Below are 24,520 nucleotides of genomic sequence, written 5' to 3' on the forward strand. Positions count from 1 at the left end.
ACCGGGGGGTGGGTGCTGCGGGCCCGGGGAGGGCGCACCCCACGAGCCGGGCTGTTCCGGTCCGGGCGTGCCGGGAGGGGTCTGACCGGCTCCGTCCGTCATCGTGGTCTCCCTGTACTAGTTGCCGTCCCGTGTCGACCAACGTTCCTGGCGACCGCATCGTTGCAGACCGAGTACGGACACCTCCCGACCGGGCGCCCTGTCGACGCGGGGCGATCGCCCGCCGCCGGCCCGGCGACGGGCCACCGCCGTGCCGGGCGGACGCGCAGGTCTGGCAGACGGGCCGGTCCGGATGCGCCGGGCGTCGTCGATGTGCGCCGGGTGCCGCTGATGCCGGCGTGGCCGGTGCGGCGCAGCGGGCAGTTCATGGCCCCGTGCCCCGTGCCCCGTGTCCCGTGTCCCGTGTCCCGTGCCGGGTGCCGGTCTGGCCGGGTCCGGCCCGCGTCGTCCACAGCCGCCGCGTGCGGTGCTGTCTGTCCACAACTCGGGTCCGGCGATGGCGAAGCCGGTCGATCACCGGTCATTCTCGTCCGGTGACCCGCTTCCGCCACCTCGCCGAGGCCCTGACGATCCTCGCGGATCTCGTGCTGCCGCGCGCCTGCGCGGGCTGCGGCCGGCCCGGCGAGGCCGCCTGTGCGCGTTGCGCGGCGGCCCTGGCGGGTCCCCCAGTTCTCGCCGCCCCGGGTCCCACGGCCAGCCCGGGGCGGCGAGGCCACCATCCGGCCAGCCACTCCCAGCGGCCCGGCCGGCCACGTGGTCCCTCGTTACAGCCGGCGCTCCGGCCGGCGATGCCCCCAGCCTTCGCGGCGGCCTCGTACACCGGTGCCGCCCGGGTCCTTCTGCTCTCCTACAAGGAGCGTGGGCGGGTCGACCTCGCTGCCGTGCTGGGCCAGGCGCTCGCGCGGGCGGTGGCGGCCGCGCTGGTGGCGGCCGCGCCCGGCGGTCGCCGGCCCCCACCGGTACTTCTCGTCCCGGTCCCGACGACGGCCGCGGCGCGGCGGCGCCGAGGGGTCGACCACGTCGCCCGGCTCGCGGCGGTCGCCGCCCGGTCCCTCGCCCACCGCGGGCTCCGGGCGCGGGTTAGCGCGGCGCTACGGGTGTCGCGGCCCGGAGCCGACCAGGCCGGCCTCGGGGCGGCGGCACGGTCACGCAACCGTTCGGGGGCGTTCGCGCTGCGCACCGGCGTGCCTTCGCCGCGTCCCTGGGAGATCACGGTCGTCGTGGACGACATCGTCACCACCGGTGCGACTGTCCGGGAGGCGGTGCGCGCGCTGCGCGCGGGCGGCTGGGCGCCGGCGGCCGGCGCGGCGGTGGCCGCCACACCGCTCCAGCACGGGCGCGACGCGCCATCCTTCGGGATTGCCCGCCGTCCGGGCGGTGGAAGGGGGACACTGGGCGCGAGCGCTCCGCCCCCGGAGCCGACGGCGACAAGCTGATGCCGGCAATGACCGTCACTGCTCGGCGCGGTGCCGTCGTCCTGGACGAGGTCGGCGTGCGGCCCACCGTCGCGACGCGACGGACGCGGCGCACGGCCCCCCGTCCCGGGCCGCCGTCCCGGGGCTGCCGGCCCGGTCGAGGAGCGCGCGAGGCGGGGCCTTCGGAACGCGCCGACCGGCTTCACGGCGCGGCCGGCCGCTCCCAGGATGCCGGTCCGGAATCTCCCGATATTGGTAGGGCCGTTCCGGCATAGACCCGACCGGCGAGGGGAAGGAGCCGAGCGAGGCGGGTCGGTGGAAACACCGCCGATGCCGTGGTCACCGGACAGCGAGGCGCGCCCATGGAAGGAGCCGTCCGGCAGCGCCAGAAGCCAGCACCAGCTGATTTGCAACCAGGTACTGCACCAGGAACGTTGACAACCTACGGCGGCACACGAGGTGACCTCGGCACGCCGAGGTCAGCCATCGACGGCCGCCCGAGGTACCGACTCGCCGGTCGCGTCGATCCCGCACGGATCGGCCGGCCGGGCCAGGTGAACGGGAGGTGGATCGCGTGGACATCGTGGTCAAGGGCAGGCACACCGCGGTTCCGGAACGGTTCCGCAGGCATGTCCAGGCCAAACTCGCGAAGCTCGAGCGGCTCGACTCCAAGGTCATGCTGGTCGACGTCGAACTCTCCAAGGAACACAACCCTCGGCTGTCGGACACCTGCGACCGTGTCGAGCTCACCGTGTATTCGCGGGGCCCGGTGATCCGTGCGGAGGCCGCCGCGGCCGACGCCTACGCCGCGCTCGACCGCGCTACCGCCAAGCTGGCGGAGCGCCTGCGCCGCGCTTCGGACCGGCGGGTCCGCCACCACGCCAACCACGCGGGTGCGAACCACCCGGTTCCCGGCTGGGCGGGTGCCGTCCCGGACATCCCCGCCGTCCCGACCGGCCGCCAGCCGGAGACGGACACCGCCGGCCCGCCGGTCCCGGGCGCCGAGGACGGCGCGGCGGGCCTCGCCGCCGTCGGATCCGAGACCCGCGCGAAGCGGCCGAGCTGGTCGACGGCCGACGATGGCGACGGCGACGATTCCGACTACTCGCCGATGGTGGTACGCGAGAAGACCCACGCGGCCGCGCCCATGACGCTCGACGACGCCCTGTCGAACATGGAGCTCGTGGGGCACGACTTCTACCTTTTCCTCGATGCCGCTAGCGGCCTGCCCAGCGTCGTGTACCGCCGATGCGGCTACGACTACGGCGTCATCCGGCTCGAGGGAGCGGCCGGAGACAGCATGATCGGCGCCCGGGAACGAACGGCGGCGGTCATTTCCGCCGTGTGACGGTCGATCCCCCCTGCCGGCGTGGGACCATTTGCCTTGGGTGTCGGACTCCCGGCATCGGTGCACACGGCACGTTCCACGGGTTGTGCCCCCGGCGTCGCGACGCCGGGGGCACAACCCCGCGGGAGCGGTTCCAGGGGAGGTCGGAGATGACGGTGGACGAGCAGCGTTCCGAGGAGGCGCTGCGTACGCCATCGGAGGCGAATCCCATCCGGGTGCTCATCGTTGACGACCATGCCCTGTTCCGGCGCGGCCTGGAGATGGTCCTGGCGCAGGAGGTCGACATCGAGGTCGTCGGTGAGGCCGCCGACGGGGCGGAGGCGGTCACGATGGCCGCCGAGATGGCGCCGGACATCGTCCTGATGGATGTCCGCATGCCCAGGCGCGGTGGGATCGACGCCACGAGCGCCATCAAGGAGAAGGTGCCCAGCGCGAAGATCGTGATGCTCACGATAAGTGACGAGGAAGCCGACCTCTTTGACGCCATCAAGGCCGGCGCCATGGGCTACCTCCTCAAGGAGATCTCGATCGACGAGGTCGCCGCGGACATTCGGGCGGTCTACAACGGCCAGAGCCTCATCAGCCCGTCCATGGCCTCCAAGCTGCTCAGCGAGTTCGCAGCCATGATCAAGACGAAGGACGACCGCCCGCAGCTCCCGACACCGCGGCTGACCGACCGGGAGATGGAGGTCCTCCGCCTGGTCGCCAAGGGGCTGAACAACCGGGACATCGCCAAGCAGCTCTACATCAGCGAGAACACGGTGAAGAACCACATCCGGAACATCCTGGAGAAGCTCCAGCTCCACTCCCGGATGGAGGCGGTGGTGTACGCGGTGCGGGAGAAGTTGCTCGAGATCACCTGACGGCCTCGCGCCCGGCGGGCCCGCGGTCGGTGTCCGCCGAGCCGCGCGGCGGCGGTCAGCCGGATCCGTTGGCGAGCCGCAGGGCGGCGGTCAGACGGGCGGGTCCGTGGCGAGCCGGGTGCCGATCCAGCAGTCGTGGCGGACGCCGTCCCCCAGGACGATCGCGCTGCGCAGCGTGCCGTCGAGGGTGAACCCGAGCTTCTCCGCCACCCGGCGGGAGGCGTGGTTTCCGACCGCCGCGCGCCACTCGACGCGTTCCAGCCCAAGGGCGCCGAACCCCCAACGCAGCAGCGCCGCCGCCGCCCGGGTGGCCACGCCCTGGCCGCGGGCGTCGGCGGCGCACCAGTAGGAGATCTCCGCGTCCCCCTCGTCGGTCAGGTCCTGCAGGGCCACCGATGCCAGGAGCGCTTCGGTGGTGGCGTCGACGACGGCCAGCGGCGTGCCCGTCGCCGTCGCCCACGCCTCCGGCGCCTGCCGGCAGACGAAGTCCTCCGCGTGGTCTCTCGTGTAGGGAACGGGGACCCGCGTCCATCGCGGAATCTCGGGATCCTGACAGGCCCCGCACACGGCGTCGACGTCCGAGGCCTTCCAGGGACGTAGGTGCAGCGCACCCGCGGTGATCTCGACGGGCTCGAGCGGAATCCGCTGGACGGCGCGCTCTGCGCCCGGCCCAGGCCGGCGCGCGGGGGGCAGCCAGGGGCCGGGGACGGGGCCGGGACCGGATCCGGTGTCGGAACGCATACCGCCACGATGCCAGCACCCCGGGCCGCGGCGGCGTGCTCGCGGTCCGCCGTCGCCACCCGATTCGGTGGTGGGCGCGAGACGTTTCCGACGATGGCCGGGGGCCACGGCGCGCGTTGCCAGGCCGGGCACGGGCGCCGCCGCTCGGTCGTTGTGTACTCGCGGGGGAGGGAGACGCCGCGGCGACCTGGGCGCGGTGCGCGGCTCCCGATCCCGGCGCGCCGCCGCCGGTCCGAGGACGGGCCGTGGGTGGCGATCGAGGGGCTAGCATCTTGGTTGTCGGTGAGCCTCGCCGACATGCCTGCCGGAGGAGTTTCGCCGTGGTTCTAGACAAGATCTTGCGTGCCGGTGAGGGCCGGATTCTGCGCAAGCTCAAGGCGATCGCCGAGCAGGTGAACCTCATCGAGGACGACTTCACCGGTCTGACCGACGCCGAGCTGCGCGGGATGACCGACGAGTTCCGCCAGCGCCTGGCCAGCGAAGAGGAAACCCTCGACTCGTTGCTGCCCGAGGCGTTCGCGGCGGTGCGCGAGGCGGCGCGGCGCACGCTCGGCCAGCGCCATTTCGACGTCCAGATCATGGGCGGCGCGGCGCTGCACCTGGGCAACATCGCCGAGATGAAGACCGGTGAGGGCAAGACCCTGGTCTCCACGCTGCCGTCCTACCTGAACGCCCTGAGCGGCAACGGCGTCCACATCGTCACGGTGAACGACTACCTGGCCCAGCGCGACGCCGAGAACATGGGCCGTGTCCACCGCTTCCTCGGCCTCACGGTCGGTGTCATCCATCCCCAGATGCCGCCGTCGGTGCGCCGCCAGCAGTACCGGTGCGACATCACCTACGGCACGAACAACGAGTTCGGGTTCGACTATCTGCGCGACAACATGTCCTGGAGCGCCGAGGAACTGGTCCAGCGCGGCCATCACTTCGCCGTCGTGGACGAGGTCGACTCCATCCTCATCGACGAGGCACGTACGCCCCTGATCATCAGCGGCCCGGCCGACAACCCGACCCGCTGGTACACCGAGTTCTCGCGGATCGCCCCCCTGCTCGAGCGGGACGTCGACTACGAGGTCGAGGAGGGCAAGCGGACGGTCTCGATCAGCGAGGTCGGCGTGGAGAAGGTCGAGGACCAGCTCGGCATCGAGAACCTGTACGAGTCGGTGAACACCCCCCTCGTCGGTTACCTCAACAACGCGCTGAAGGCCAAGGAGCTCTACAAGCGAGACAAGGACTACATCGTCACCGACGGTGAGGTCCTCATTGTCGACGAGTTCACCGGTCGCGTCCTGCACGGCCGCCGTTACAGCGAGGGAATGCACCAGGCGATCGAGGCCAAGGAGAAGGTCGAGATCAAGCAGGAGAACCAGACCCTGGCGACGATCACTCTCCAGAACTACTTCCGGCTCTACGACAAGCTGTCCGGAATGACCGGTACGGCCATGACGGAGGCCGCCGAGTTCCACCAGATCTACGCCCTCGGCGTGGTGCCGATCCCGACCAACAAGCCGATGGCTCGCATGGACCAGGCCGACGTCGTCTACAAGACCGAGATCGCGAAGTTCGACGCGGTCGTGGAGGACATCGCCGAGCGGCACGAGAACGGTCAGCCCGTCCTGGTCGGCACGACCAGCGTGGAGAAGTCGGAGTACCTGTCCAAGCAGCTCACCAAACGCGGTGTCCGGCACGAGGTGCTGAACGCCAAACACCACGAGCGCGAGGCGATGATCATCGGCGAGGCGGGCCGGCGCGGCGCGGTCACCGTGGCGACGAACATGGCCGGCCGAGGCACCGACATCATGCTCGGCGGCAACCCCGAGTTCATCGCCCAGACGGAGCTTCGCCAGCGCGGCCTGTCTCCGATCGACACCCCGGACGACTACGAGGCGGCCTGGCCCGAGGCGCTGGAGAAGGCCCGTGCGTCGGTCAAGGCCGAGCACGAGGAAGTCGTCAACGCCGGTGGCCTCTATGTGCTCGGCACCGAGCGGCACGAGTCCCGCCGGATCGACAACCAGCTGCGCGGCCGTGCCGGCCGTCAGGGCGACCGCGGCGAGTCCCGGTTCTACCTCTCCCTCGGTGACGACCTCATGCGGTTGTTCAACGCCGCGGCGGTCGAGGGCATCATGGACCGCCTCAACATCCCGGACGACGTCCCGATCGAGTCCAAGATCGTGACTCGCGCGATCCGTTCCGCGCAGACCCAGGTCGAGGGCCAGAACTTCGAGATCCGCAAGAACGTCCTCAAGTACGACGAAGTCATGAACAAGCAGCGCACCGTGATCTACGAGGAGCGCCGCAAGGTCCTGGAGGGCGCCGACCTGCACGAGCAGGTTCGCCACTTCGTTGATGACACCGTCGAGGGCTATGTGCGCGGCGCGACGGCCGACGGGTACCCGGAGGAGTGGGACCTCGAAACCCTCTGGTCGGGCCTGGGCCTGCTCTACCCGGTCGGCGTCGACGCACCGGGCACCGACGACCGCGAGGGGCTGACCTCCGACCTTCTGCTCGAGGATCTTCAGGCGGACGCGCAGGACGCCTACGACCGGCGTGAGGCCGACCTCGGCGACAAGCCGGACGGCGAGGCCGTCATGCGTGAGCTGGAGCGCCGGGTGGTGCTCGCGGTACTCGACCGCAAGTGGCGTGAGCACCTCTACGAGATGGACTACCTGCAGGAGGGCATCGGCCTGCGGGCGATGGGGCAGCGAGACCCGGTCGTGGAGTACCAGCGCGAGGGCTTCGACATGTTCCAGACGATGATGGAGGGCATCAAGGAGGAGTCGGTCCGCCTCCTGTTCAACGTCGAGGTGCAGGTAGCGGGGCGGGACACCGACCAGAGCGGCACCGCGCCCGAAGGAGCGCCCGCGGCCCCGGCCGGCACGACGCCCACGCCGGCCGCCCCGGCCGAGCGCGGCTCCGTGTCCGTCGGCGCGGTGCCGCCGGTCACCCCGGCCGCGCCCGCACCGGCGCAGCCCGCGCGGACCGCTCCCGAGCCTCCGCCGGCCCCGGTGCCGGCGTCCCCGCCGCCCGTCTTCGTCAAGGGCCTCGAACCGCACCGCCCGACCGGCGGACTGCGTTACACGGCGCCGTCCGTCGACGGCGGCTCGTCCACGGTGACGACCGTCGACAACGGGTCCGAGCTGTCCCGTGCCGGCGGTGGTGGGCCGCGCTCGGCCGGCGGCGGCGTGTCCCGCGGCGCTGGCGAGGGCGGAACGGCCCGCCCGGCACGCAACGCGCCCTGCCCCTGCGGCTCGGGGCGGAAGTACAAGCGCTGCCACGGCGATCCGGCCCGCCGCAACGACTGACGGAACCACCGGAAAGCCAGAGGTGGGGCGGGTGCGTCGCCGGAGCTCTCCGCCCCGCCTCTGGCCGGTTGGCTGAGCTGGCCGGTTGGCTGAGCTGGAGAATCAGCCGAGCTGGAGGGTCGTCACCTGCCAGCGGCCGGCCGCGTGCTCCATCCGCAGCGCGAGCGCCCGCACCCTGGGACCCCTGCTGACCACGGCGCTGACCTCCGCGACCCCGGGCAGCGGCTCGCTGACCCGCACGCTGCGCACCTGAGAAGGCTGGCGGGTGGCCAGGGACGAGGCCGTCCGCTGGAAGTCGCTCTGCAGGGCGGCCGTGCTCCAGGGGGCCAGATGCGCGGCCGGGCGGGCTCCGGACAACACCTCGACGATCACTCGTACGACGACGGCCGCGGTCCGGCGCGGGTCCGGTGACGTCCCCGGGCCCGTCGGTGCCCGTGCCGCGAGCCGCGGTGCCACCGCGGCGGCGGTGGCGCCGTCCGCCGCGGTGGCACCGTCCGCCGACTGGCGCGCCGGCGTGCGGGTCGTTCGGGCGGGCCGCGGCCACGGGAGGGTCCGTTGGTCCGGCAGAAGGTGGCGGGCGGCGCCGCGTTCGGCGCGGGACACCGTCCTGACCGGCGCGCCCATGGCGGTCGACGGGGCGTTTGGCGTGGTGGTCGGCGCCGCTACTCGTGAATACCGGGCACCCGCGGACCGGTCGGTTCCCGGGGCTCGCCCGGCCGGCGCGGTCTGCTCGGGTGAGACGGTTTCGTCGTCGTAGGGCGGGTCGATGGGACGCACGGGCATCAACCGGGGCGTTGTGGCGACATGGGGACGCAGGCGACGGGGCAGGGTCAGGGCGGTCGTCGCGGTCACGGCGGACCTTTCGGGGGATGGTGGGGCGTCATCGCCCAGGCACCGAGGGACCTGGGCCGGGCAGGTGGCTGTAGCCGGGGTCAGGGACTGGGCGGCGGCAGGAGCCGCTGGCCGGGAAGAAGAAGATCCGGGTCGGGCCCGATCACGTCGGCGTTCGCCGACCACCAGCGCGGCCACTCGGCCGCGATCTGATCGGTCGTGGCGGTAGGCCCGAGGTGACGGGCGACGATCGTCCACAGGCTGTCTCCGCGCAGCACGACGACCTCCGCGGCCGCGCCCGGATTCGTCGGGGGAGTGCCCGGGGATGCGCCGGGCGCCGTGCCCGGCGTGCCCGTGCCGAGCGGCGCGGAGGGCACGAGGGGATCACCCCCGCCGTTGCCGGAAGGCGCGGAAGCACTGGGCGCTGCGGCGGCGGGCGTCGGAGCGGTGGTGCTCGGCGCACTGGGGGCCGGTGCACCTGGGGTCGGGTTTGTGGGCCGTGGCGTGCTGGCGCTGGACGGCTGGCCGGCCTGGCCCGGCTGATCGGTGTGCTCGGCCCGGTCGGGATGGCCGAGGAAGGGCCATCCGCGCGCGGTCGCCGTGGCCGATCGGTCCGTGGGCGCGGCGCCGGGGTCAGGGGCGGCCGTGGCGGGATCCGGCGGCTGCTGCGCACGGGTGGGTGGATCGGCCGCGCTGACCGGGGTCATCGGCACGACCTGGACGTCGTCCGGCAGGCCACGCCCGGCGCCGGACGCCGCGTCGGGGTGGCCCAGGTAGGGCCAGCCGCGCTGGGACGCGGCCGGCCCGCCCGTCGGCCCGATAGCCGGGGCGCCCGCCGAAGCGTCCGCTGACACGCTCGCCGACGCCGTGGCGGCGGGCGGGCCGGTGGCGGCCGAAGCCGGGCTGGCGCCGAGAACGGGGCTGACGCTCGCGGCCACGAGGGTCACCCCGAGGCCGATTTCGACGATCCGGCGCACCGCGCTGGGCAGGACCCGGCGGGCGAGCGCGGCGAACACCCGGCCGGCCGCGCCCGGCAGCGCGGCCAGGACGCCGAGCACCACTCCGGCGCACAGCCACAGCAGGCAGATCCAGGCGATGATGCCGAGGCAGTTGGCGAACGCCAGCTCCGGCTCGTCGGCGAACCACGTGGGGATGTCGCCGGGGCTCGACGGCAGGTCCGTCAGCCGCGGGCCCAGCAGGATCAGCACCGCCGCGACACCGAGGGCGAGCACGGCGCTGCCCACCCTGGCGGCCGCGTCCCGCCGCGCCCCTGAGATCATCTTTGGTGACCGTCCGTCCGGGTATGGGAGCGGTGCCGGCCATGGGCGATGTACCGGCTGTGTCGGGGTACATCGCTCATGGGCGGCATGGCTGCTATCGGTAGCCATGTCGGCCTCCGGATTGGCTCGGGGTCAGGGAGCCGAACTACGGCAGAGGCCGTTTGGTTACGTTTGCTTGTGTAACCCGCCGAAAGGCGTATGTCAATCCGTCCTGCTTCGTCTGATCGGGGTCGTGACGGTTGACCTGTAGAAATGGAGGTTGGCGCCGCGATGCGCTGGGAGGACCTGTTCGCCGATCTTGAGCTGCAGTGGGAGGCCGTCGAGGCGGCCGAGCTCGAAGCGGAGATCGCTGACCGGACGCGGCGGGAGGCCGGTTACCTCCGGCTGCTCGACCGGTTGCGACCGGCGGTGGGCGCCGAGGTGAGATGCCTGCTGCGGGGCGGGCCGACGGCCGGCCCCGCAGCCGTCACCGGGCGGCTCACCGCGCTCGGGGTCGACTGGCTCCTGCTGTCCGAGTCCGGCCCGGCGGAGGTGCTGGTGCCGAGATCGTCGCTGCTCGCGGTGCGCGGCCTGCCGACGGTGTCGGCGCAGCCTGGGCACGAGGGCCGTCTCGCGGCCCGGCTCGACCTGCGCCACGTGCTGCGCGGCCTGGTGCGCGACCGGGCGGCCTGCGCGGTCGCCCTGCTCGGAGGCGGGCAGCTGACCGGGACGCTGCTGCGCGTTGGCGCGGACTTCGTCGAGCTCGCCGAACATCCGCTGGGCGAGTTCGCCCGCCGCGGCGAGGTGCGCTCCGGCTGGACGGTGCCCCTCGAGGGCCTCGCGTTCATCCGGCGCGGCTGAGCCCACGGCGACCGGCGCGGCTGAAACCCCGGCGACCGACGGCCGGACGTCCAGACGCCCGGCCCGGGTGCGGGTGTTCGGGGTGGTCAGTCCTCGGGCAGGGTCTCGTTGCGGCTCATCGGGTTGGCGGCCACGAAGGCGCGGGTCTGCTCGTACGCGCGTTGGATGTAGGCCTCGAGCTCGCTGCGCTCGACCCGCCACTGGCCCCGCCCGCCGATCTTGATGGCGGGCAGCTCACCGGAGCGAACGAGAGCGTACGTCTGGCTGGCAGAGATGTTGAGGATCTCTGCCACGTCGCTGAGCTGAAGGAAGCGGTCGTTCATCAACGCCTCCTCTCCGGTGACGGTCGGCGCGTCTTACCTGTGTATCAGACTTCCCGCCTCGCATCGCGTTCGAATGCCTCGGCTTGTGGATAACTGCTCGCGATACCGATCGGTGGGACCGGCAACCGGTACCGGCCGCCAGGCCCAGACGCGCGCGGCCGGCGGGCGACCTCCTTATGCCCGTCGCCGCCGCCGCGCATCGCCGGGGCCCAGCCAGGCGTCCTATGTGGGGAAAGGCCGTAACGCGGCGACGGTGACGGCTTGATGCTGTATCACCGTTTCGACTGGGTTCGGGATCGTCGGCCACGTACGCTCTGCGACCGGGGTGTGTTCTTCGGTGGCCGTCATAGGACGTCGCCGGCACGGCACATGCCGCCGCCGGTGAGGACGACCGTTGGTGAAGATCGCCGCGGGCGAGGAGTGAGGAGGGCCCGGTGACCGAGCTGACCGTCGCGCCGGCGCGACCGGAGCCGACCCCCCCGGTGCCGCCGTCACCCCCGGCGCGCAGGCTCGGGCGCCGCCGCTGGCGCGACTCGCGGCTGCTGATCGGCGTCCTGCTGGTGCTGGTGTCCGTCGTCGCCGGCGCGCGCCTGTTCGCGACCGCGGACCGGACCAGGCAGTGGGTGGTCGCCGCCGCCGACCTGCCGGCCGGCCACATCGTCGTCGACGGCGACCTGACCACGGCCACCGCCCACCTGGACGGCGCGACGTCGGACCGCTACTACCCCGGTGACCGTCGCAGCGAACTCCTGGGCGCCACCCTGGCCCGTCCGGTCAGCTCGGGCGAGCTCCTGAGCGGCGCCGACTTCGCCGGCGAGGGCGCCGCCGCGACCAGGCTCGTCCCGGTGATCGTCAAGGCCGGGCGGGTCCCCGACCTGTCCCCCGGCGATCACGTGGACGTCTTCGTGTACCAGCCGGGAGCCGCCGCGCCGCCCGAGACAGGCGGCGACCCGGCGCAGCCCGCGCAGGAGGGGCAGGCCGTGGCCGGCGCGGGCGTCGAGATCCAGGTGCTGCACGACGTCGAGTTCGTCGCGCAGGACAGGCTCAACAGCGGCGACCGGTCGCTGTCCCTGCGGGTTCCGGTGGATGACGCCATCCGGGCGGTGGCGGCGTCGCAGAGCGAGCGGGTCGACGTCGTGAAGCTGGAGCGGGACGCCCGCGGCGAGGTCGGATCGGGCGGCCCGTCCTCCGCTCCGGGGTACGGTCGGTGAGCCTGCCGATCCTGACCGCCGTCACCGACTCGGTGGTCGAGGCCGGCCTCGTCTCGGCGTTCGACCGTCGTGATCTCGGTGTGACGGTCGTCCGCCGGTGTGTCGACCTGCCCGATCTGCTTGCCGCCGCGACGACCGGGGCCGCCCGGGCCGCCCTGCTGTCGGCCGATCTGCGCCGCCTCGACAGGGACGCCCTGGTGCGGCTGGCGGCGTCCGGTGTGGCCGTCGTGGGCCTGATCGCGCCGGGGGACGAGGACGCCGACCGCCGGCTGCGCCAGCTCGGCGTCGTCGCGGTGATCCCGGCGGACGCGACCGCGGAGGCGGTGGCGGGTGCGGTCGTGGAGGCGTCGCGCGCGCTGGCCGACCTCGCCGGTCCGCCCGCGCTGCCTGCGGCGTTCAGCGAGCCGCTGATGGGTTTCGACCCACTCGCCCCGGCGGTGCCGGCGGCCGACCAGACCGAGGCCGGCGAGCCCGGTGAGGGCCGGGTGCTCGCGGTCTGGGGGCCGGTGGGCTCGCCGGGGCGCACGACGATCGCGCTGGGCCTGGCCGCCGAGCTCGCCGCTCTCGGCACCCCGACCCTGCTCATCGACGCGGATTCGTACGGCGGTTCGGTCGGCCAGCACGTCGGGCTGCTCGAGGAGGCGCCGGGCCTCGCGGCAGCCGCGCGCTCGGCGAACCAGGGCCTGCTGGACGTCCCTCGCCTGGCGGTGCTGTGTCGGGATCTCGGCGGCGGTCTGCGGGTGCTGCCGGGTATCTCGCGGCCGTCCCGCTGGCCGGAGCTGCGTCCCGCCTCCATCGAGACGGTGCTGGCGCTGTCGCGCCGGCTCGCGTCGTTCGTGATCGTCGACTGCGGCTTCTGCCTGGAGACGGACGAGGAGCTGTCGTTCGACACGGCCGCGCCGCGGCGCAACGGCGCCACACTGGCCGTGCTCGGCGCGGCCGACTCGGTGCTCGCCGTCGCGTCCGCGGAGCCGGTCGGGCTGGTTCGCTTCGTCCGTGGGCTGTCGGAGCTGCGGGAGGTGGTTCCGCACGTCGATCCGCTGATCGTGGTCAACAAGCTGCGGGGCTCGGTGGTGGGCGGTGACCCGCGTCGTGAGGTGTCGCGGGCGATGGCCCGGCACACCGGCCGCGAGCCGGTGGCGCTCGTCCCCTACGATCTGGCGGGCCTGGACGCGGCAGCCGCGTCCGGTCAGCTCCTGCGCGACATCGCCCCGGCATCGCCGGCCCGGCTTGCGGTGCGGGATCTGGCCGCGCTCCTGGCGGGGGTGTCCGGTTCGGGGCGGCGCCGGCGCTCCGCGCTGCGCCGCGCTCAGCGCTGACCGCTCCAGCCTGGCGTGCCCCAAGCCGGCGTGCCCCAGCCCGGCGCGCCTCAGGTCCGGCCCACTCGGCCCCGCCCGGCTCCTCGCGTGTCGTCCCGACACGCCCCGACGCGCCGGCCGTGGGCGGTCTCCGGAAGTCGTTCCTCCGGAGTGTGCCTAACTGGCATCACGAATCTCTCAGGTGACATTTGGCCCAGTCCGGGGGATTTCGTCCGTCCAGCTATGGCTGCTGTGACATTCGGTGGCCCTCGGCGGCGGCGGTCTGCGCCCGCTGCGGTTACGGGGAGCGATTCGGGGGCATCGAATTGTCGAACGGTTCCCCGCGAGTAGTGGCGAAGCCCTGGCATTGGGTGATAAGGGGGTTGGGAACCACGTCCAGCGGTGAGCGACCTGCTGCAAATCGTGCAAATCGTATCCAGCCTGAGTGGCGGACTCGCCGCGATCCGCATCAATGACCTGTCGGATGGTGAACCGTTGCTTTCGGGGACGTTAAGTTAGTGTGTGCGTGTAACGTCGCCACCCAGCTCAGCGTGGTGACGGGGGCACGTCGATGCTCGTTCGAGACGGCTGGGGGTGTGTCGGGTGAGCCGGGAGTACGCGAAGGCCGTGGGTGGTCGCCTGCGGGCAATCCGGATCCAGCAGGGGTTGTCGCTGCAGGGCGTCGAACAGAAGTCGCGCGGTCGGTGGAAGACCGCCGCGGTCGGCTCCTACGAGCGCGGCGACAGAATGATCAGCGTTCATCAGTTGTCGGAGCTCGCCGGTTTCTACGGTGTTCCGGTGTCAGCGCTCCTACCAAATGAGGATCAGCTGCCGCCGCGGGAACGCAGGCCCCGTACCGTGCTGAATCTGGAGAAGCTCGCCGAGGCGCCGCCCGATTCGTCCGCACTGGTACGCAGATGGGTCGCGCAGATTCAGCGCCAGCGCGACGACTACGCCGGGCATGTGCTGTCGATCCGAGACGGCGACGTCCGGGCCCTGGCCCTGCTGCACGACACGACGCCACAGGAGTTCGCCGAGCGGCTGCGGGCCTGGGGAGTGCTCGAGACCAGCTTCCCCGAGGAGAGCGAGCCGCCGGAGTAGGCATCGCGGCGCCGGCCACGGCACCCCGCGTCGACGCGGGCCGGGGCGGGCTGCGGGCCGGCACAACTGCCGGGCCGGCCCGGTTGTACCTGATGGGGCGCGGACGGCCCGCGCGCGGGAGCGGCGACATCGGTGTCGTACGCGCACCACGACCCGTGTGCGTGGCCGGGTGCACCGCGTCGGGAGGTGACGCAATGCCGAGGAAGCGGGCTTCGCGCAGGGGGCTGGTGCTTGGCGCCGGCGGAGTGCTCGGCTCAGCCTGGATGATCGGCGCACTGTGGGCCGTCGAGTCCGAACAGGCCATCGACGTCCGGGATCACGACCTGGTACTCGGGACATCCGCCGGATCGGTCATCGCGGCGCTGCTCGGCCTGGGGGTCGGCGCGGACGTGATGGTCAATTCCGAGCGTGGGATCTTCGAGCCGGGCTACCCCGTGCTGGACTACCGCGATCTCGGAGCGTCCCTGCCGCCCAGGCCGCGGATGCGGATGGGCTCGCCGCGGCTGCTGACCACGACCGCTCTGCATCCCCGCCAAGCGACGCCGATGGTCGCGCTGGCGGCGCTGCTCCCGCAGGGCCGTGGCCAGATCGCCGCGATCGGTGATCTCGTGACCGAGACGGCCGCCCGGATCGAGCATCCGCTGGACGCGCTGGCCGCCAAGCGCTCGGCCGCGGTGCCCCCCGGCGCGGGCCGGGGACGTCAGCCCGTCTCGTTGGCGGCGAACGGCTGGCCGCGGTCCCCCCGGCTGCGCGTCGTCGCGATGGACTTCGACTCGGGCGGCAGGGTGCTCTTCGGTTCCCCGGACGCGCCGCGGGCGGCCCTGCCCGACTCGGTGATGGCCTCGTGCGCCATCCCCGGCTGGTACGCGCCGGTCAAGATCGCCGGCCGGCGCTTCGTGGACGGCGGCACCAGATCACCGGCGTCCCTGGACCTGCTGGTCGAGGAGGAACTGGACGAGGTGCTCGTGCTCGCGCCGGCCTGCTCCTTCGACAGTGACCGCCCGCGTGGCGCCATCGCCCGGGTGGAGCGGCAGGTGCGCCGGGCCGCGACGCGACGGCTGGCCCGCGAGATCGAGCTGCTGGAGGCTGCCGGCACCCGGGTGACAGCGCTGTGCCCGGGTCCGGAGGATCTAGAAGTGATCGGCGGGAACGTCATGGACCTGACACGCCGCGCGGAGGTGTTCGAGACCTCGCTGCGAACCTCGGCCGCCGCCCTGCGAACCGCGCTCGGCGCCGACACGCGCCCCACCCGTCCCATCCGCGCCACGCGGGCGGCGGGAACAGCGACGGCGGGAACAACGGCTGGCCCGGGTGACTCCGGTGCCACCGCGAGCGGTCCGGGACGTCGCGCCGGTGGCCGGGAGGCACTTGGCCGCGCGGCGGCGACCACCGCCGCGGACCAGAAGGCGGACCTCGGTCTGGTCGGCTGACAGCGGGTTGCCACACTGGGCACATGCGTGTCTACCTTCCCTCAACGCTGACGGCCGCCCGCGCGGTGCTGCACGAGCGGAAGGTGCCACCCGGCATGGCGTTCGCGGTCACTCCCGCCGTGCGGGAGTGGTACAGCCAGTCCGACGTCGAGGAGATGGAGTTCGCGGCGCTGCAGGACGCGGCCCGGGCGAGCCTGCGGCTGCTCGACGCCGACCCCGAGTCGCCGCCGCGGCGTTTCGTCTTCGCCGCGGACGTCGACGAGCGGCTGGTGCGCGTTCGCGACGACCTGGATCGAGGCGCGGTCGAGGTCCTCGAGTCGGTGCCGCTGGCCGCCGTCCGGGCCGTTCACTCCGACGACCCGTCGGACGCCGAGGCCCAGGCCGCGGTGCGGGCCGCCGTCGCGGCCGTGCTGGAGGCCGACCTCGGCAGCGACGACGCGGCCTTCGTCGTCGACGGCGCGGAGGGGTTCGAGCTCCTCTGGTTCGCGACGCAGGAGCTGCCGGACCTGCTCTGACCGGGCCCGCGGGCCCGCGTACACCCAACACCCACGCCTAACACCCACGCAGGACGTCGTTGCGGGACGAGCCGGAGTCGGCGTGATGACAATCGGGCAACAACCAAGAGGCGATGTTTGTCGTTGGATTGATGTAGAGAAGATGAGTTGACGAGATCTGTTGGTCGGGCGTTGTCGTAAGTGGGTGACGAGGCGGCGGGTCTGAGGTGACTTGTCGTCCTCACGTTGCCCATGACTCCCCGCGGCGGGCATCGATCAACGCACCGAATAGTGTTGTTGCTGAGCTGGTTGCTCACCCAATAGCTCGTCTTGCGGAGCGTGTGCATGGTCCGGTTTCGGCTGGTCCGTCGCGTGTTCCGCGGCTTCCCCGGGGTCGACGTGGGCGTTCCGTCGTGCGTTCCTTGATCTCGGTGCATCTGTGGCGTGACGTAGGAGGCTGGTGAACCGTGCTCTATCTCGCTGGGCAGATTCTGGTATTCGTGCTGCTGGCGATGATCGTCGGTGCGGCGCTCGCCTGGGTCTTCCTCGCCGCGCCGGTTCGGCGCCAGCAGGCCGCGCAGGCCCGTGCGGCCAGGGCGGCCCGGGCGCGGGCCGCTCGGGGCGAGTCGGCAGGAGGGGGCGCCACCTCGGCCTCCACCCCCGGTCGATCCGGCGGCGCGCCCGCGCGTGATCCCGGCGTCGACAGCGACCGGGGCGCGCGCCACCCCGACCTCGTTGCAGCCGACCCTGTGACCGAGACGAATGCCGGGTTCGGGCAGCCTCTCGACGACGACACCTGGCCGCCGCTGGCGCCCAGGGTCGAACAAGCGGATCTCGCCGACCTGATGGCGCGCCTGGGTGACCAGGAGGAGCGGTGGGCCGCGGAGAAGGCGAGCCTGACGGCCCGGCTCGCCGCCGCGGAACAGCAGGCCATCGAGTCCGAGCAGCGAGTCGCGGCGGCCGAGTACCAGGTCGCGATCGCGCAGGCGCGGATCGGTGAGATCGAAGCGGCGCTGCACGCGGCACCGGCCGTCGACGCGGGCACCGCCGGCGTCGCCCAGCCGGAGGACGCCCCCGTCACCCCGGACGCAGCCGCACTCGCCGACCACGGTGATGTCACAACTGTCGCCGACCTTGCCCGGGAGACGGTCAGGCTGCGTGAGCAACTGGAGGAGGCGGAGTCGCGCGCGGCCCGGTTCTCCTCCCGGCTCGCCATGGTCCGCACCGACGCGGAGGCGGCGCAGCGGCAGGTCGCGACGATGAGCACCCGCCTCGACCGGCACCAGGCCGAGTGGGCGGCAGAGCGGATCAAGCTCCTCGCCCGGATCGCCGAGGCCGAGGAGACTCGGCCGGCGGCATCGCTCCCCCCGGTATCCGTTGATGAGCCCGAGGCCATCGCAACGGTCGAGCCCGTTCAGGCCGAGAGCGAGACGGACCAGGTCGCGGACGAGCCGAAGGAGGTCTACGCGGTGCACGAGGCGCCGGCCGAGCAGGAACTGACCGAGCAGGAACTGACCGAGCAGGAGCCGGTCGAGGTCGAGCCGGTTGAGGTGGAGCCGACCGAGGAGGAGCCGGCATCATCCTCGGTCGAGCTCACCTGGGCCAGGGAGTCGATCGAGGCGGAGCACCTGACCTCCACGGGGCCCGGAGCCTTCGAGGCCGGCCCGTTCGTCCATGTCATCCCGGGGTCCCGTGACGACGACCTCGAACTGATCGGCGCGGCGCTGGTCGGCGCCGCGGCCTCCGCGGGCGTCACCGGGCGCCCGGCGGTGGGCACGCTCGCCGGCGGATGGAACGCGGGTCCCGAGTCGGCGGGCCGGTTCCACCTCTCCGGGGCGTCGTGGGGAGGCCCGGCCGAGCCCGTGCTGTCCACCGACAACCTCAAGGAGATCGTCGGGGTCGGGCCGGTGACCGAGTCGCGGCTGCGGGTCCTGGGCATCACGACGTTCCGCCAGCTGGCCACGATGGGCGACACCGACGTCGACCGGCTGGCGAAGAAGCTGGACGGGTTCGGCGATCGGATCGTCACCGACGACTGGGTCGGTCAGGCGCGTGACCTTCAGGCCCGGCACCACAGCGGCCTGGCCTGAGGCGCCGTTCGCACCGACGCACCGGACGAGTGGGCCCCGACGCCCGAGCCCACTCGTCCCGTCAGTTGGCGGCTGGTCAGAGCCCCGAGATGAGACCCTCGATCTCGGCCTCGACGATGCGCCGATCGGTCACGTCGACGTACAGCCACAGGTGGCCGTGGTAGCCGTTCGGTCCCGCGAGCGGGATGTGGCTGCGTTCGAACACCCTGCCGTCGGCGAACATGACGGCCTCGCGGCGGGTCGTACGGCGCCGACGCAGGAGGGTGTCCAGCCGGCTGGCGAAGCCTGCGGGGTCCTCCACCAGGCCCGGTATCGGGCGCATCTGCGTCCGGCAGTCCGTGCCGACCAGGTCCACCGGCGACTCGGCCAGTTCGAACAGGTCGCAGTACGCCTGGTTCACGGCCACCACCTGGGCGTCCGCGTCCGCGACGAGGACTGCCGAGGGCAGCTCGGCCAGCAGTGTGGTCAGCCAGCGCTCGCGCTCATGACAGGCGTCGGAGAGCCGCCGGACCTCGGAGAGCACGCACCCGCACGCACCGTCGCCGCTGGCATGGTGGGCTCCGGGTGGCCCCGTGATCAGGGGCTCCGACCGCTGCGGGGGTACCGGGCGCCAGAAGGCCCCCGGCGGCCGGCCGCCAGCCTCCGGCGCGCGGCCCGGCACCGGAGGTGGTGGCCCCGGCAGTGCTCCGTGCGGGCTGACCGCCGCCCGCCATTCGGCTCCGGGCGGCAGGGCGCCGCCCCGGGCCGACCCCGAACGGGGAACGTACGAGGGAAAGCCCTGTCCGTCAGCGCCGGCCGAGTCAGCACGAGAGGGGTCGGCACCTGCGGGGTCGGCGCCGTCCCGTCCGCCGTTCACCACCGGACCGGTGGAGCCCGGCCCGGTCGACCGGGCCCGCGCCGGGCCGGGCAGCTGCCCGGTGAACGGCGGCTCCGCGAACGGCGGCTCTTTGAACGGGTCCTTGAACGGTGGCTCCGGGAAGGGCCGATCGAACGGCGGGTCCACGAACGGCGGATCGAACTCGGCGGACAGCGGGCGGCGGGGTGCGGGCACCGCCCAGCCCGGTCTGTCGTGGTCGCTGACGCCGTCGGATGGGTACCAGAGATCGTCGGTGACCACGTCGAAGCGCTCGAGTTCGTCACGTAGCAGCTCGATGGTTTCCGAGCACAGACTGCCGAGGTCGTCGAGGTCGTCACCGATCGGCGAGTCGATCCCGGCGGTCTCCGGCGCCGCGGAGCCCTGCTCGCCGAGCGCCGACCCGGATCCCCGTTCGAACGCCACCGCGTCCAGACCGTCGGCGGGGATACCCGTGGGAGCGGAGGCGCTGTCGTCCGGCACGGCTGTGAGGGTTCCGGCGAAGCGGCGGTGGCCGTTCTCACCGACGACGGCCGCAGCGCGCAGTATCGCCGTCCGGGCGGATCCGTCCGGACGGAGCAGCCGGATCTGAACCGTCAACTCGTCACCCTCAGTGACCAGCTGGCGCCACTGGCTGGTGACGGCCCGGACGTCCTCCGGATGCACGGCTCGTTCCCAGCCTCGCCCGACCGCCTTGTCCCGGGAAACTCCGGTCAGCACGGACCACTGCCGGTTCACAAAGACGTGCCGGCCTGAGACATCTGCGGTGAATATCCCGACCGGGCAGTTGTCGACAATTCGCCGGAAGACGTCCCATGCGGTTGCGAACATATCGGCGGGGTTCGCGTCGTGGTCGGCGTTCATCGCAGGTCCCGGGAAGGCGTCGGTCGGGGGGCCGGCATCGCGGCCGGTATGGGTGGTGACGATGGAACAGCTGTGCCCGGTGGGCGTTCGGTGGGGCGGGACGTTGGCTGACCGGGCACGTGAATGACCCCCGAGGCAGGCGTCGGCGGCGGTCGGCGACCTGGAAGGTGGTGTGGGGGAGTTCCACCGGTCGGCGCGGACCGCGCGTTGTCGGTTTCCTGTGTGGTGGTGCGACGTACGGGTTTCTGACCGCCGGCAGGTTACCGCTTCGGCGCATCGATGGTGGCGCACGCGGTCGGCGTTTCGGCGCCGATCTGATTTCCGTATCCATTCATCGGGACAGGGCCGCGGCGGTCGCGGGTACCCGCCGGGAGGGGATGGTGGGCCACCGCGGAGCGGACACCAGCGCCGAGAGTGACACCGAAGATCGGTTACAGAGGGTAGTTGCCCCCTCGATGGGTGGTGGGATCTCGCGCGCTGCGTGGCTGGTAGTGGTCCGACCCGGCGCCGACGGCCGTCCGAGGTTGTGCGAACGTTGTTGCTTGCGTACCTGCTTGGAAGGGTTGATGTCGAGTGACCCGCTTCCTACGCTTCGTAGCTGATGTCCGAAGCGTGGGGGGCTGGCCGCGTGAATATGGAAGAGGAGCGGCGATTCTCCGTGGCGGCAGCACGCGGGAACTGGCCGGACGCGACCTCTCACGTGGAAGGAGAGGTCCGTGAACTGATCCGGCGGCGTTCCCTCGACCCGGAGCGGGAACCCGTCCTCATTCGTCAACTTGTGGACGCGGTTCTCGTCGACTACGAGGAACGTGCGCTCACCAGTGATCTCCCACCCGTCGTCGACCGGGATGCGACCGCTCGTTCGGTTTACGACGCCGTCGCCGGTTTCGGGCCGCTTCAACGCCATCTCGACGATCCGGCCGTGGAGGAGATCTGGATCAACGAGCCGGGCCGGGTGTTCGTCGCGCGGCACGGGCGCAGCGAGCTGACCACCACGATTCTCACCCAGGACCAGGTGCAGGACCTGGTGGAACGCATGTTGAAGTCGTCCGGGCGCCGGGTCGACCTCTCCACCCCGTTCGTCGACGCCATGCTTCCCGATGGCTCCCGCCTGCACGTCGTCATCCCGGACGTCACCCGGGTGCACTGGTCGGTGAACATCCGGAAGTTCGTTCTGTCCGCCGGCAGCCTCGACGAGCTCGTCGCCCTGGGGACGATCACACCGAACGCCGCGATGTTCCTGGAGGCGTCGGTCATCTCCGGCCTCAACGTCATCGTCGCCGGCGGCACCCAGGCCGGGAAGACGACCATGCTCAACTGCCTCGGCTCCGCCATCCCCGCCCGGGAACGGGTGATCAGCGTCGAGGAGGTCTTCGAGCTCCGGCTGCGCGCGCCCGACTGGGTGGCCATGCAGACCCGGCAGGCGAACCTGGAGGGCACCGGGGAGATCCGGCTGCGCCGGCTCATCAAGGAGGCGCTGCGGATGCGCCCGGACCGGATCCTGGTCGGCGAGGTGCGCCAGGAGGAGGCGCTCGACCTGCTCATCGCCCTCAACTCCGGCCTGCCCGGAATGTGTAGTCTGCACGCCAACTCCGCCCGCGAGGCGGTGACCAAGCTGTGCACCCTGCCGCTGCTGGCCGGCGAGAACGTCACCCACTCCTTCGTGGTCCCCACCGTCGCCTCCAGCGTGGACCTGGTCGTTCACCTGTCGAAGGAGGCGGACGGCCGGCGGCGGGTCACCGAGATCGCCGCGCTGCCGGGCCGCACCGAGGGCGACACGGTGGAGGTCGCCCAGATCTTCCGGACCCGCGGCAACATGCTCGTACGCGCCGACGGGTTCCCGCCCCATCCCGAGCGGTACCTGCGCGCCGGCTTCGACCTGCCGGCGCTGCTCGCTCCCAGCGAGCACGAGCGGGCGTACGCGCAGATCGCGGTCGAGCGCTGATGGGCATCTTCCTCGGCCTGCTGTTCGGTCTCGGCCTCTTCCTGATCGTGGCGAGCGGGCGTCCGCGGGCCGGTGGCGCGCGCGCCGAGGCCTCCTGGGCCCGCAACCTGCGCGAGACACTGGCCCAGGCCGGGATCCGCGGCGTCACCGCGCACCAGTTCGTCCTCATCAGCGCCGCCCTGGGACTGGTGGCCGGCCTGGTCATCCTGGTCTTCTCCGGCACGTTCTCGCTGGCCGTGGCCTTCGCCGCCTTCGCCTCGGTGCTGCCGCGCCAGCTCGTGCTGCGCCGGCGCCGGGCCCGCATCCACGACCTGCGCGAGCTGTGGCCGGACGTCGTCGACAACCTCGCCAGCGCCGTGCGCGCCGGCATGTCGCTGCCCGAGGGGCTGGCCGCGGTCGGCGTCCGCGGGCCGGCGCCGCTGCGCCCGGCGTTCACCCGGTTCGGCGAGGACTACCGCGCGACCGGCTCGTTCTCGACCTGCCTCGACCGGCTCGCCGACGATCTCGCCGATCCCGTCGCGGACCGCATCATCGAGTCGCTGCGGATGGCCCGAGAGGTCGGCGGCACCGACCTCGGTCGCCTGCTGCGCACCCTGTCGACCTTCCTGCGCGAGGACGCCCGCACCCGCGCGGAGCTGGAGACCCGCCAGGCCTGGACGGTCAACGCCGCCCGCCTCGCGATGGCGGCGCCGTGGATCGTCCTGCTGCTGCTCGCCAGTCGCGGCGAGAACATCCAGGCCTACGACAGCCCCACCGGGGTGCTGGTGCTCCTCGGTGGCGCCGGGGTCTCCGTCCTGGCGTACGTGCTCATGAAGCGGATCGGGCGCCTGCCCGAGGAGGGGCGGGTGCTGCGGCCATGAGTGGATCTTCGGACGGACGGGTGGGCTGGGAGCCGGGGGCGGCTCGGTGAGCACGGTGGCCGCGGGCGCGCTGCTCGGGCTCGTCCTGGGCGTCGGTCTCGTCATCGTGATCTACCGGTCGCCACCCGCGCGGAAGGTGCGGCTGGCCGATCGACTCGACCCGTACCTGCGCGACACGCCGGTCCCGTCGCGCCTGCTGGCGGACGGCGCCCGGCGCGGCGGGCACTCCGAGTCGGATTCCTCCGGCCCGGCGGGCGGACGTCCCATCATGGCGGGAGGCACGGCGGGGCGGTTCGGGCTCGGAGCGGTGGAGGCGCTGGTCCGACCGTTCGTCGAGGACGCAGCCCGCCGCCTCGACGGTTTCCTCGGCGGCCGGGTGGCCCTCAACCGGCGGCTCGTCCAGGCTGGTGGGCGCACCCCCGTCGAGGAGTTCCGGGTGCAGCAGGTGATCTGCGCGGTCGCCGGTGCCCTGCTCGGCGCCCTCGTCCTGGCGATGCGCACGCTGTTCGGGGTCGGGCCGCCCGCCCTTGTCGGGATCGCGCTGGTGGTCGCCGGCGCCGCCGGCGGGATCCTGGCGCGGGACTGGTGGCTCACCCGGGCGATCCGCGAGCGCGAGGACCGCATGCTCATGGAGTTCCCCACCGTCGCCGAGCTGCTGGCGCTCGCCGTCACCGCGGGGGAGTCCGCGATCGGCGCGCTGGAGCGGGTCAGCCGCCTGACCCACGGCGAGCTGGGAACCGAGCTGCGGCTCGCGCTCGCCGACGCGCACGCGGGCGCCTCGCTCGTGCAGGCCCTGGAGGGCATCGCCACCCGCACGTCACTGCCGCCGCTGGCCAGGTTCGTCGACGGCATGGCCGTCGCGATCGAGCGCGGCACGCCTCTGGCGGACGTCCTGCGAGCGCAGGCGGTGGACGTCCGCGAGGCGGGCAAGCGTCAGCTGCTGGAGGCGGGCGGGCGCAAGGAGATCGCGATGATGATCCCGGTGGTCTTCCTCATCCTGCCGACGACGGTGATCTTCGCCTTCTACCCGGCGCTCGTCAGCTTCACGGTGATCGCGCAGTGACCTGTGGCATCAGATCGAGCGGCATCAGATCGAAATGAGGGAGGGGACCATGAGAAAGTTCGGAGCGAGGGCCCGGGACGGCGGCTGGGTCGCGGCACGAGCGGTGTCGCGCTGGGCGGCGCGGCGGGAGCGGCTGGCCCTGCGCGGGGCCGACCGCGGGGACGTGCCCGGCTGGGTGATGGTGACCGTCATGACGGCCGCGCTGGTGGTCGCGATCGCCACCCTGGCGACGCCGGCCCTGCAGACGCTGTTCACCTCGGCCATCGAACAGGTGACCGGCATCGCCGGCGACTGAACGATCGCGGCTGTGCGCAGGTGGCCGCCACGGTTCCCGTGGCGCTGGGGCGGGCCGGCCGTCCCGAACGTCC

General features: G+C 72.6%; 20 protein-coding genes. 15 read left to right on the forward strand and 5 right to left on the reverse strand.

What is annotated here, in order from left to right; all coding sequences use genetic code 11:
• The first annotated feature begins 533 nt into the window (after positions 1-533).
• The 3 genes from FMEAI12_RS28625 (at position 534) to FMEAI12_RS28635 (ending at position 3,626) form a co-directional block, all read left to right on the forward strand.
• The gene (locus FMEAI12_RS28625) at positions 534-1,436 is read left to right on the forward strand and encodes a ComF family protein (protein WP_112108513.1); all 903 of its coding nucleotides are present in this window, start codon (positions 534-536) and stop codon (positions 1,434-1,436) included.
• A gap of 553 nt (positions 1,437-1,989) precedes the next feature.
• Complete coding sequence (gene raiA, locus FMEAI12_RS28630) at positions 1,990-2,763, forward strand: ribosome-associated translation inhibitor RaiA (RefSeq protein ID WP_112108514.1); 774 nt, start codon at positions 1,990-1,992, stop codon at positions 2,761-2,763.
• A 149-nt stretch (positions 2,764-2,912) separates the two neighbouring features.
• A complete protein-coding gene (locus FMEAI12_RS28635; RefSeq protein ID WP_018505454.1) occupies positions 2,913-3,626 on the forward strand; it encodes a response regulator transcription factor in 714 nt (237 codons plus the stop codon).
• Between the two features lie 90 nt (positions 3,627-3,716).
• On the opposite strand, the gene FMEAI12_RS28640 is transcribed toward FMEAI12_RS28635, so the two are convergent.
• Complete coding sequence (locus FMEAI12_RS28640; protein ID WP_235014714.1) at positions 3,717-4,367, reverse strand: GNAT family N-acetyltransferase; 651 nt, start codon at positions 4,365-4,367, stop codon at positions 3,717-3,719.
• A gap of 320 nt (positions 4,368-4,687) precedes the next feature.
• On the opposite strand from FMEAI12_RS28640, the gene secA reads away from it, so the two are divergent.
• Positions 4,688-7,669 (forward strand): preprotein translocase subunit SecA, encoded by a 2,982-nt coding sequence (gene secA / locus FMEAI12_RS28645; RefSeq protein WP_112108515.1) that lies wholly within the window; start codon positions 4,688-4,690, stop codon positions 7,667-7,669.
• A gap of 102 nt (positions 7,670-7,771) precedes the next feature.
• Here the strand turns inward: secA and FMEAI12_RS28650 are convergent, their stop codons facing one another.
• The gene (locus FMEAI12_RS28650) at positions 7,772-8,521 is read right to left on the reverse strand and encodes an Rv3235 family protein (RefSeq protein ID WP_112108516.1); all 750 of its coding nucleotides are present in this window, start codon (positions 8,519-8,521) and stop codon (positions 7,772-7,774) included.
• 80 nt (positions 8,522-8,601) lie between these two features.
• On the reverse strand, positions 8,602-9,780 hold the full coding sequence (locus FMEAI12_RS28655; protein ID WP_112108517.1) for a LysM peptidoglycan-binding domain-containing protein: 1,179 nt from the start codon (positions 9,778-9,780) through the stop codon (positions 8,602-8,604).
• Positions 9,781-10,050: 270 nt separating this feature from the next.
• Between FMEAI12_RS28655 and FMEAI12_RS28660 the strand changes: the two genes are divergently transcribed.
• Positions 10,051-10,620 carry a hypothetical protein gene (locus tag FMEAI12_RS28660; protein WP_112108538.1) on the forward strand — a complete coding sequence of 190 codons (570 nt, stop codon included), beginning with the start codon at positions 10,051-10,053 and terminating at the stop codon, positions 10,618-10,620.
• Positions 10,621-10,706: 86 nt separating this feature from the next.
• Here FMEAI12_RS28660 and FMEAI12_RS28665 read toward each other — a convergent pair whose 3' ends face one another.
• Positions 10,707-10,943 (reverse strand): helix-turn-helix domain-containing protein, encoded by a 237-nt coding sequence (locus FMEAI12_RS28665; RefSeq protein WP_020463281.1) that lies wholly within the window; start codon positions 10,941-10,943, stop codon positions 10,707-10,709.
• 434 nt (positions 10,944-11,377) lie between these two features.
• Between FMEAI12_RS28665 and FMEAI12_RS28670 the strand changes: the two genes are divergently transcribed.
• From FMEAI12_RS28670 to FMEAI12_RS28695, 6 genes are all read left to right on the forward strand, one after another.
• Positions 11,378-12,154 (forward strand): SAF domain-containing protein, encoded by a 777-nt coding sequence (locus FMEAI12_RS28670; RefSeq protein WP_112108518.1) that lies wholly within the window; start codon positions 11,378-11,380, stop codon positions 12,152-12,154.
• The gene (locus FMEAI12_RS28675; RefSeq protein ID WP_020463279.1) at positions 12,151-13,473 is read left to right on the forward strand and encodes a chromosome partitioning protein; all 1,323 of its coding nucleotides are present in this window, start codon (positions 12,151-12,153) and stop codon (positions 13,471-13,473) included. The genes FMEAI12_RS28670 and FMEAI12_RS28675 overlap by 4 nt, the downstream gene beginning before the upstream one ends.
• Before the next feature lie 582 nt (positions 13,474-14,055).
• Positions 14,056-14,553, forward strand: coding sequence for a transcriptional regulator (locus tag FMEAI12_RS28680; RefSeq protein ID WP_020463278.1), 498 nt, complete (start codon positions 14,056-14,058; stop codon positions 14,551-14,553).
• A 194-nt stretch (positions 14,554-14,747) separates the two neighbouring features.
• Positions 14,748-15,983 (forward strand): patatin-like phospholipase family protein, encoded by a 1,236-nt coding sequence (locus FMEAI12_RS28685; RefSeq protein ID WP_112108519.1) that lies wholly within the window; start codon positions 14,748-14,750, stop codon positions 15,981-15,983.
• Between the two features lie 23 nt (positions 15,984-16,006).
• Positions 16,007-16,498, forward strand: a complete 492-nt coding sequence (locus tag FMEAI12_RS28690; RefSeq protein ID WP_020463276.1) for a hypothetical protein — start codon at positions 16,007-16,009, stop codon at positions 16,496-16,498.
• A 446-nt stretch (positions 16,499-16,944) separates the two neighbouring features.
• Positions 16,945-18,567: a hypothetical protein gene (locus FMEAI12_RS28695; RefSeq protein WP_112108520.1), complete on the forward strand. Its 1,623-nt coding sequence runs from the start codon at positions 16,945-16,947 to the stop codon at positions 18,565-18,567.
• A 76-nt stretch (positions 18,568-18,643) separates the two neighbouring features.
• On the opposite strand, the gene FMEAI12_RS28700 is transcribed toward FMEAI12_RS28695, so the two are convergent.
• Complete coding sequence (locus FMEAI12_RS28700) at positions 18,644-20,284, reverse strand: PAS domain-containing protein (protein WP_112108521.1); 1,641 nt, start codon at positions 20,282-20,284, stop codon at positions 18,644-18,646.
• Between the two features lie 658 nt (positions 20,285-20,942).
• Here FMEAI12_RS28700 and FMEAI12_RS28705 point away from each other — a divergent pair.
• From FMEAI12_RS28705 to FMEAI12_RS28720, 4 genes are read left to right on the forward strand one after another with little or no spacing between them, the layout of a single operon-like run.
• A complete protein-coding gene (locus tag FMEAI12_RS28705; protein ID WP_112108539.1) occupies positions 20,943-22,229 on the forward strand; it encodes a CpaF family protein in 1,287 nt (428 codons plus the stop codon).
• Entirely contained in the window at positions 22,229-23,089 is an 861-nt protein-coding gene (locus FMEAI12_RS28710) for a type II secretion system F family protein (RefSeq protein ID WP_071064603.1), read from the forward strand. The genes FMEAI12_RS28705 and FMEAI12_RS28710 overlap by 1 nt, the downstream gene beginning before the upstream one ends.
• Before the next feature lie 46 nt (positions 23,090-23,135).
• The gene (locus FMEAI12_RS28715) at positions 23,136-24,152 is read left to right on the forward strand and encodes a type II secretion system F family protein (protein ID WP_071064609.1); all 1,017 of its coding nucleotides are present in this window, start codon (positions 23,136-23,138) and stop codon (positions 24,150-24,152) included.
• Between the two features lie 49 nt (positions 24,153-24,201).
• The gene (locus FMEAI12_RS28720; RefSeq protein WP_071064611.1) at positions 24,202-24,447 is read left to right on the forward strand and encodes a hypothetical protein; all 246 of its coding nucleotides are present in this window, start codon (positions 24,202-24,204) and stop codon (positions 24,445-24,447) included.
• The last annotated feature ends 73 nt before the right edge of the window (positions 24,448-24,520 follow it).

This window comes from Parafrankia sp. Ea1.12 (assembly GCF_900465275.1).
GTDB lineage: Bacteria > Actinomycetota > Actinomycetes > Frankiales > Frankiaceae > Parafrankia > Parafrankia soli.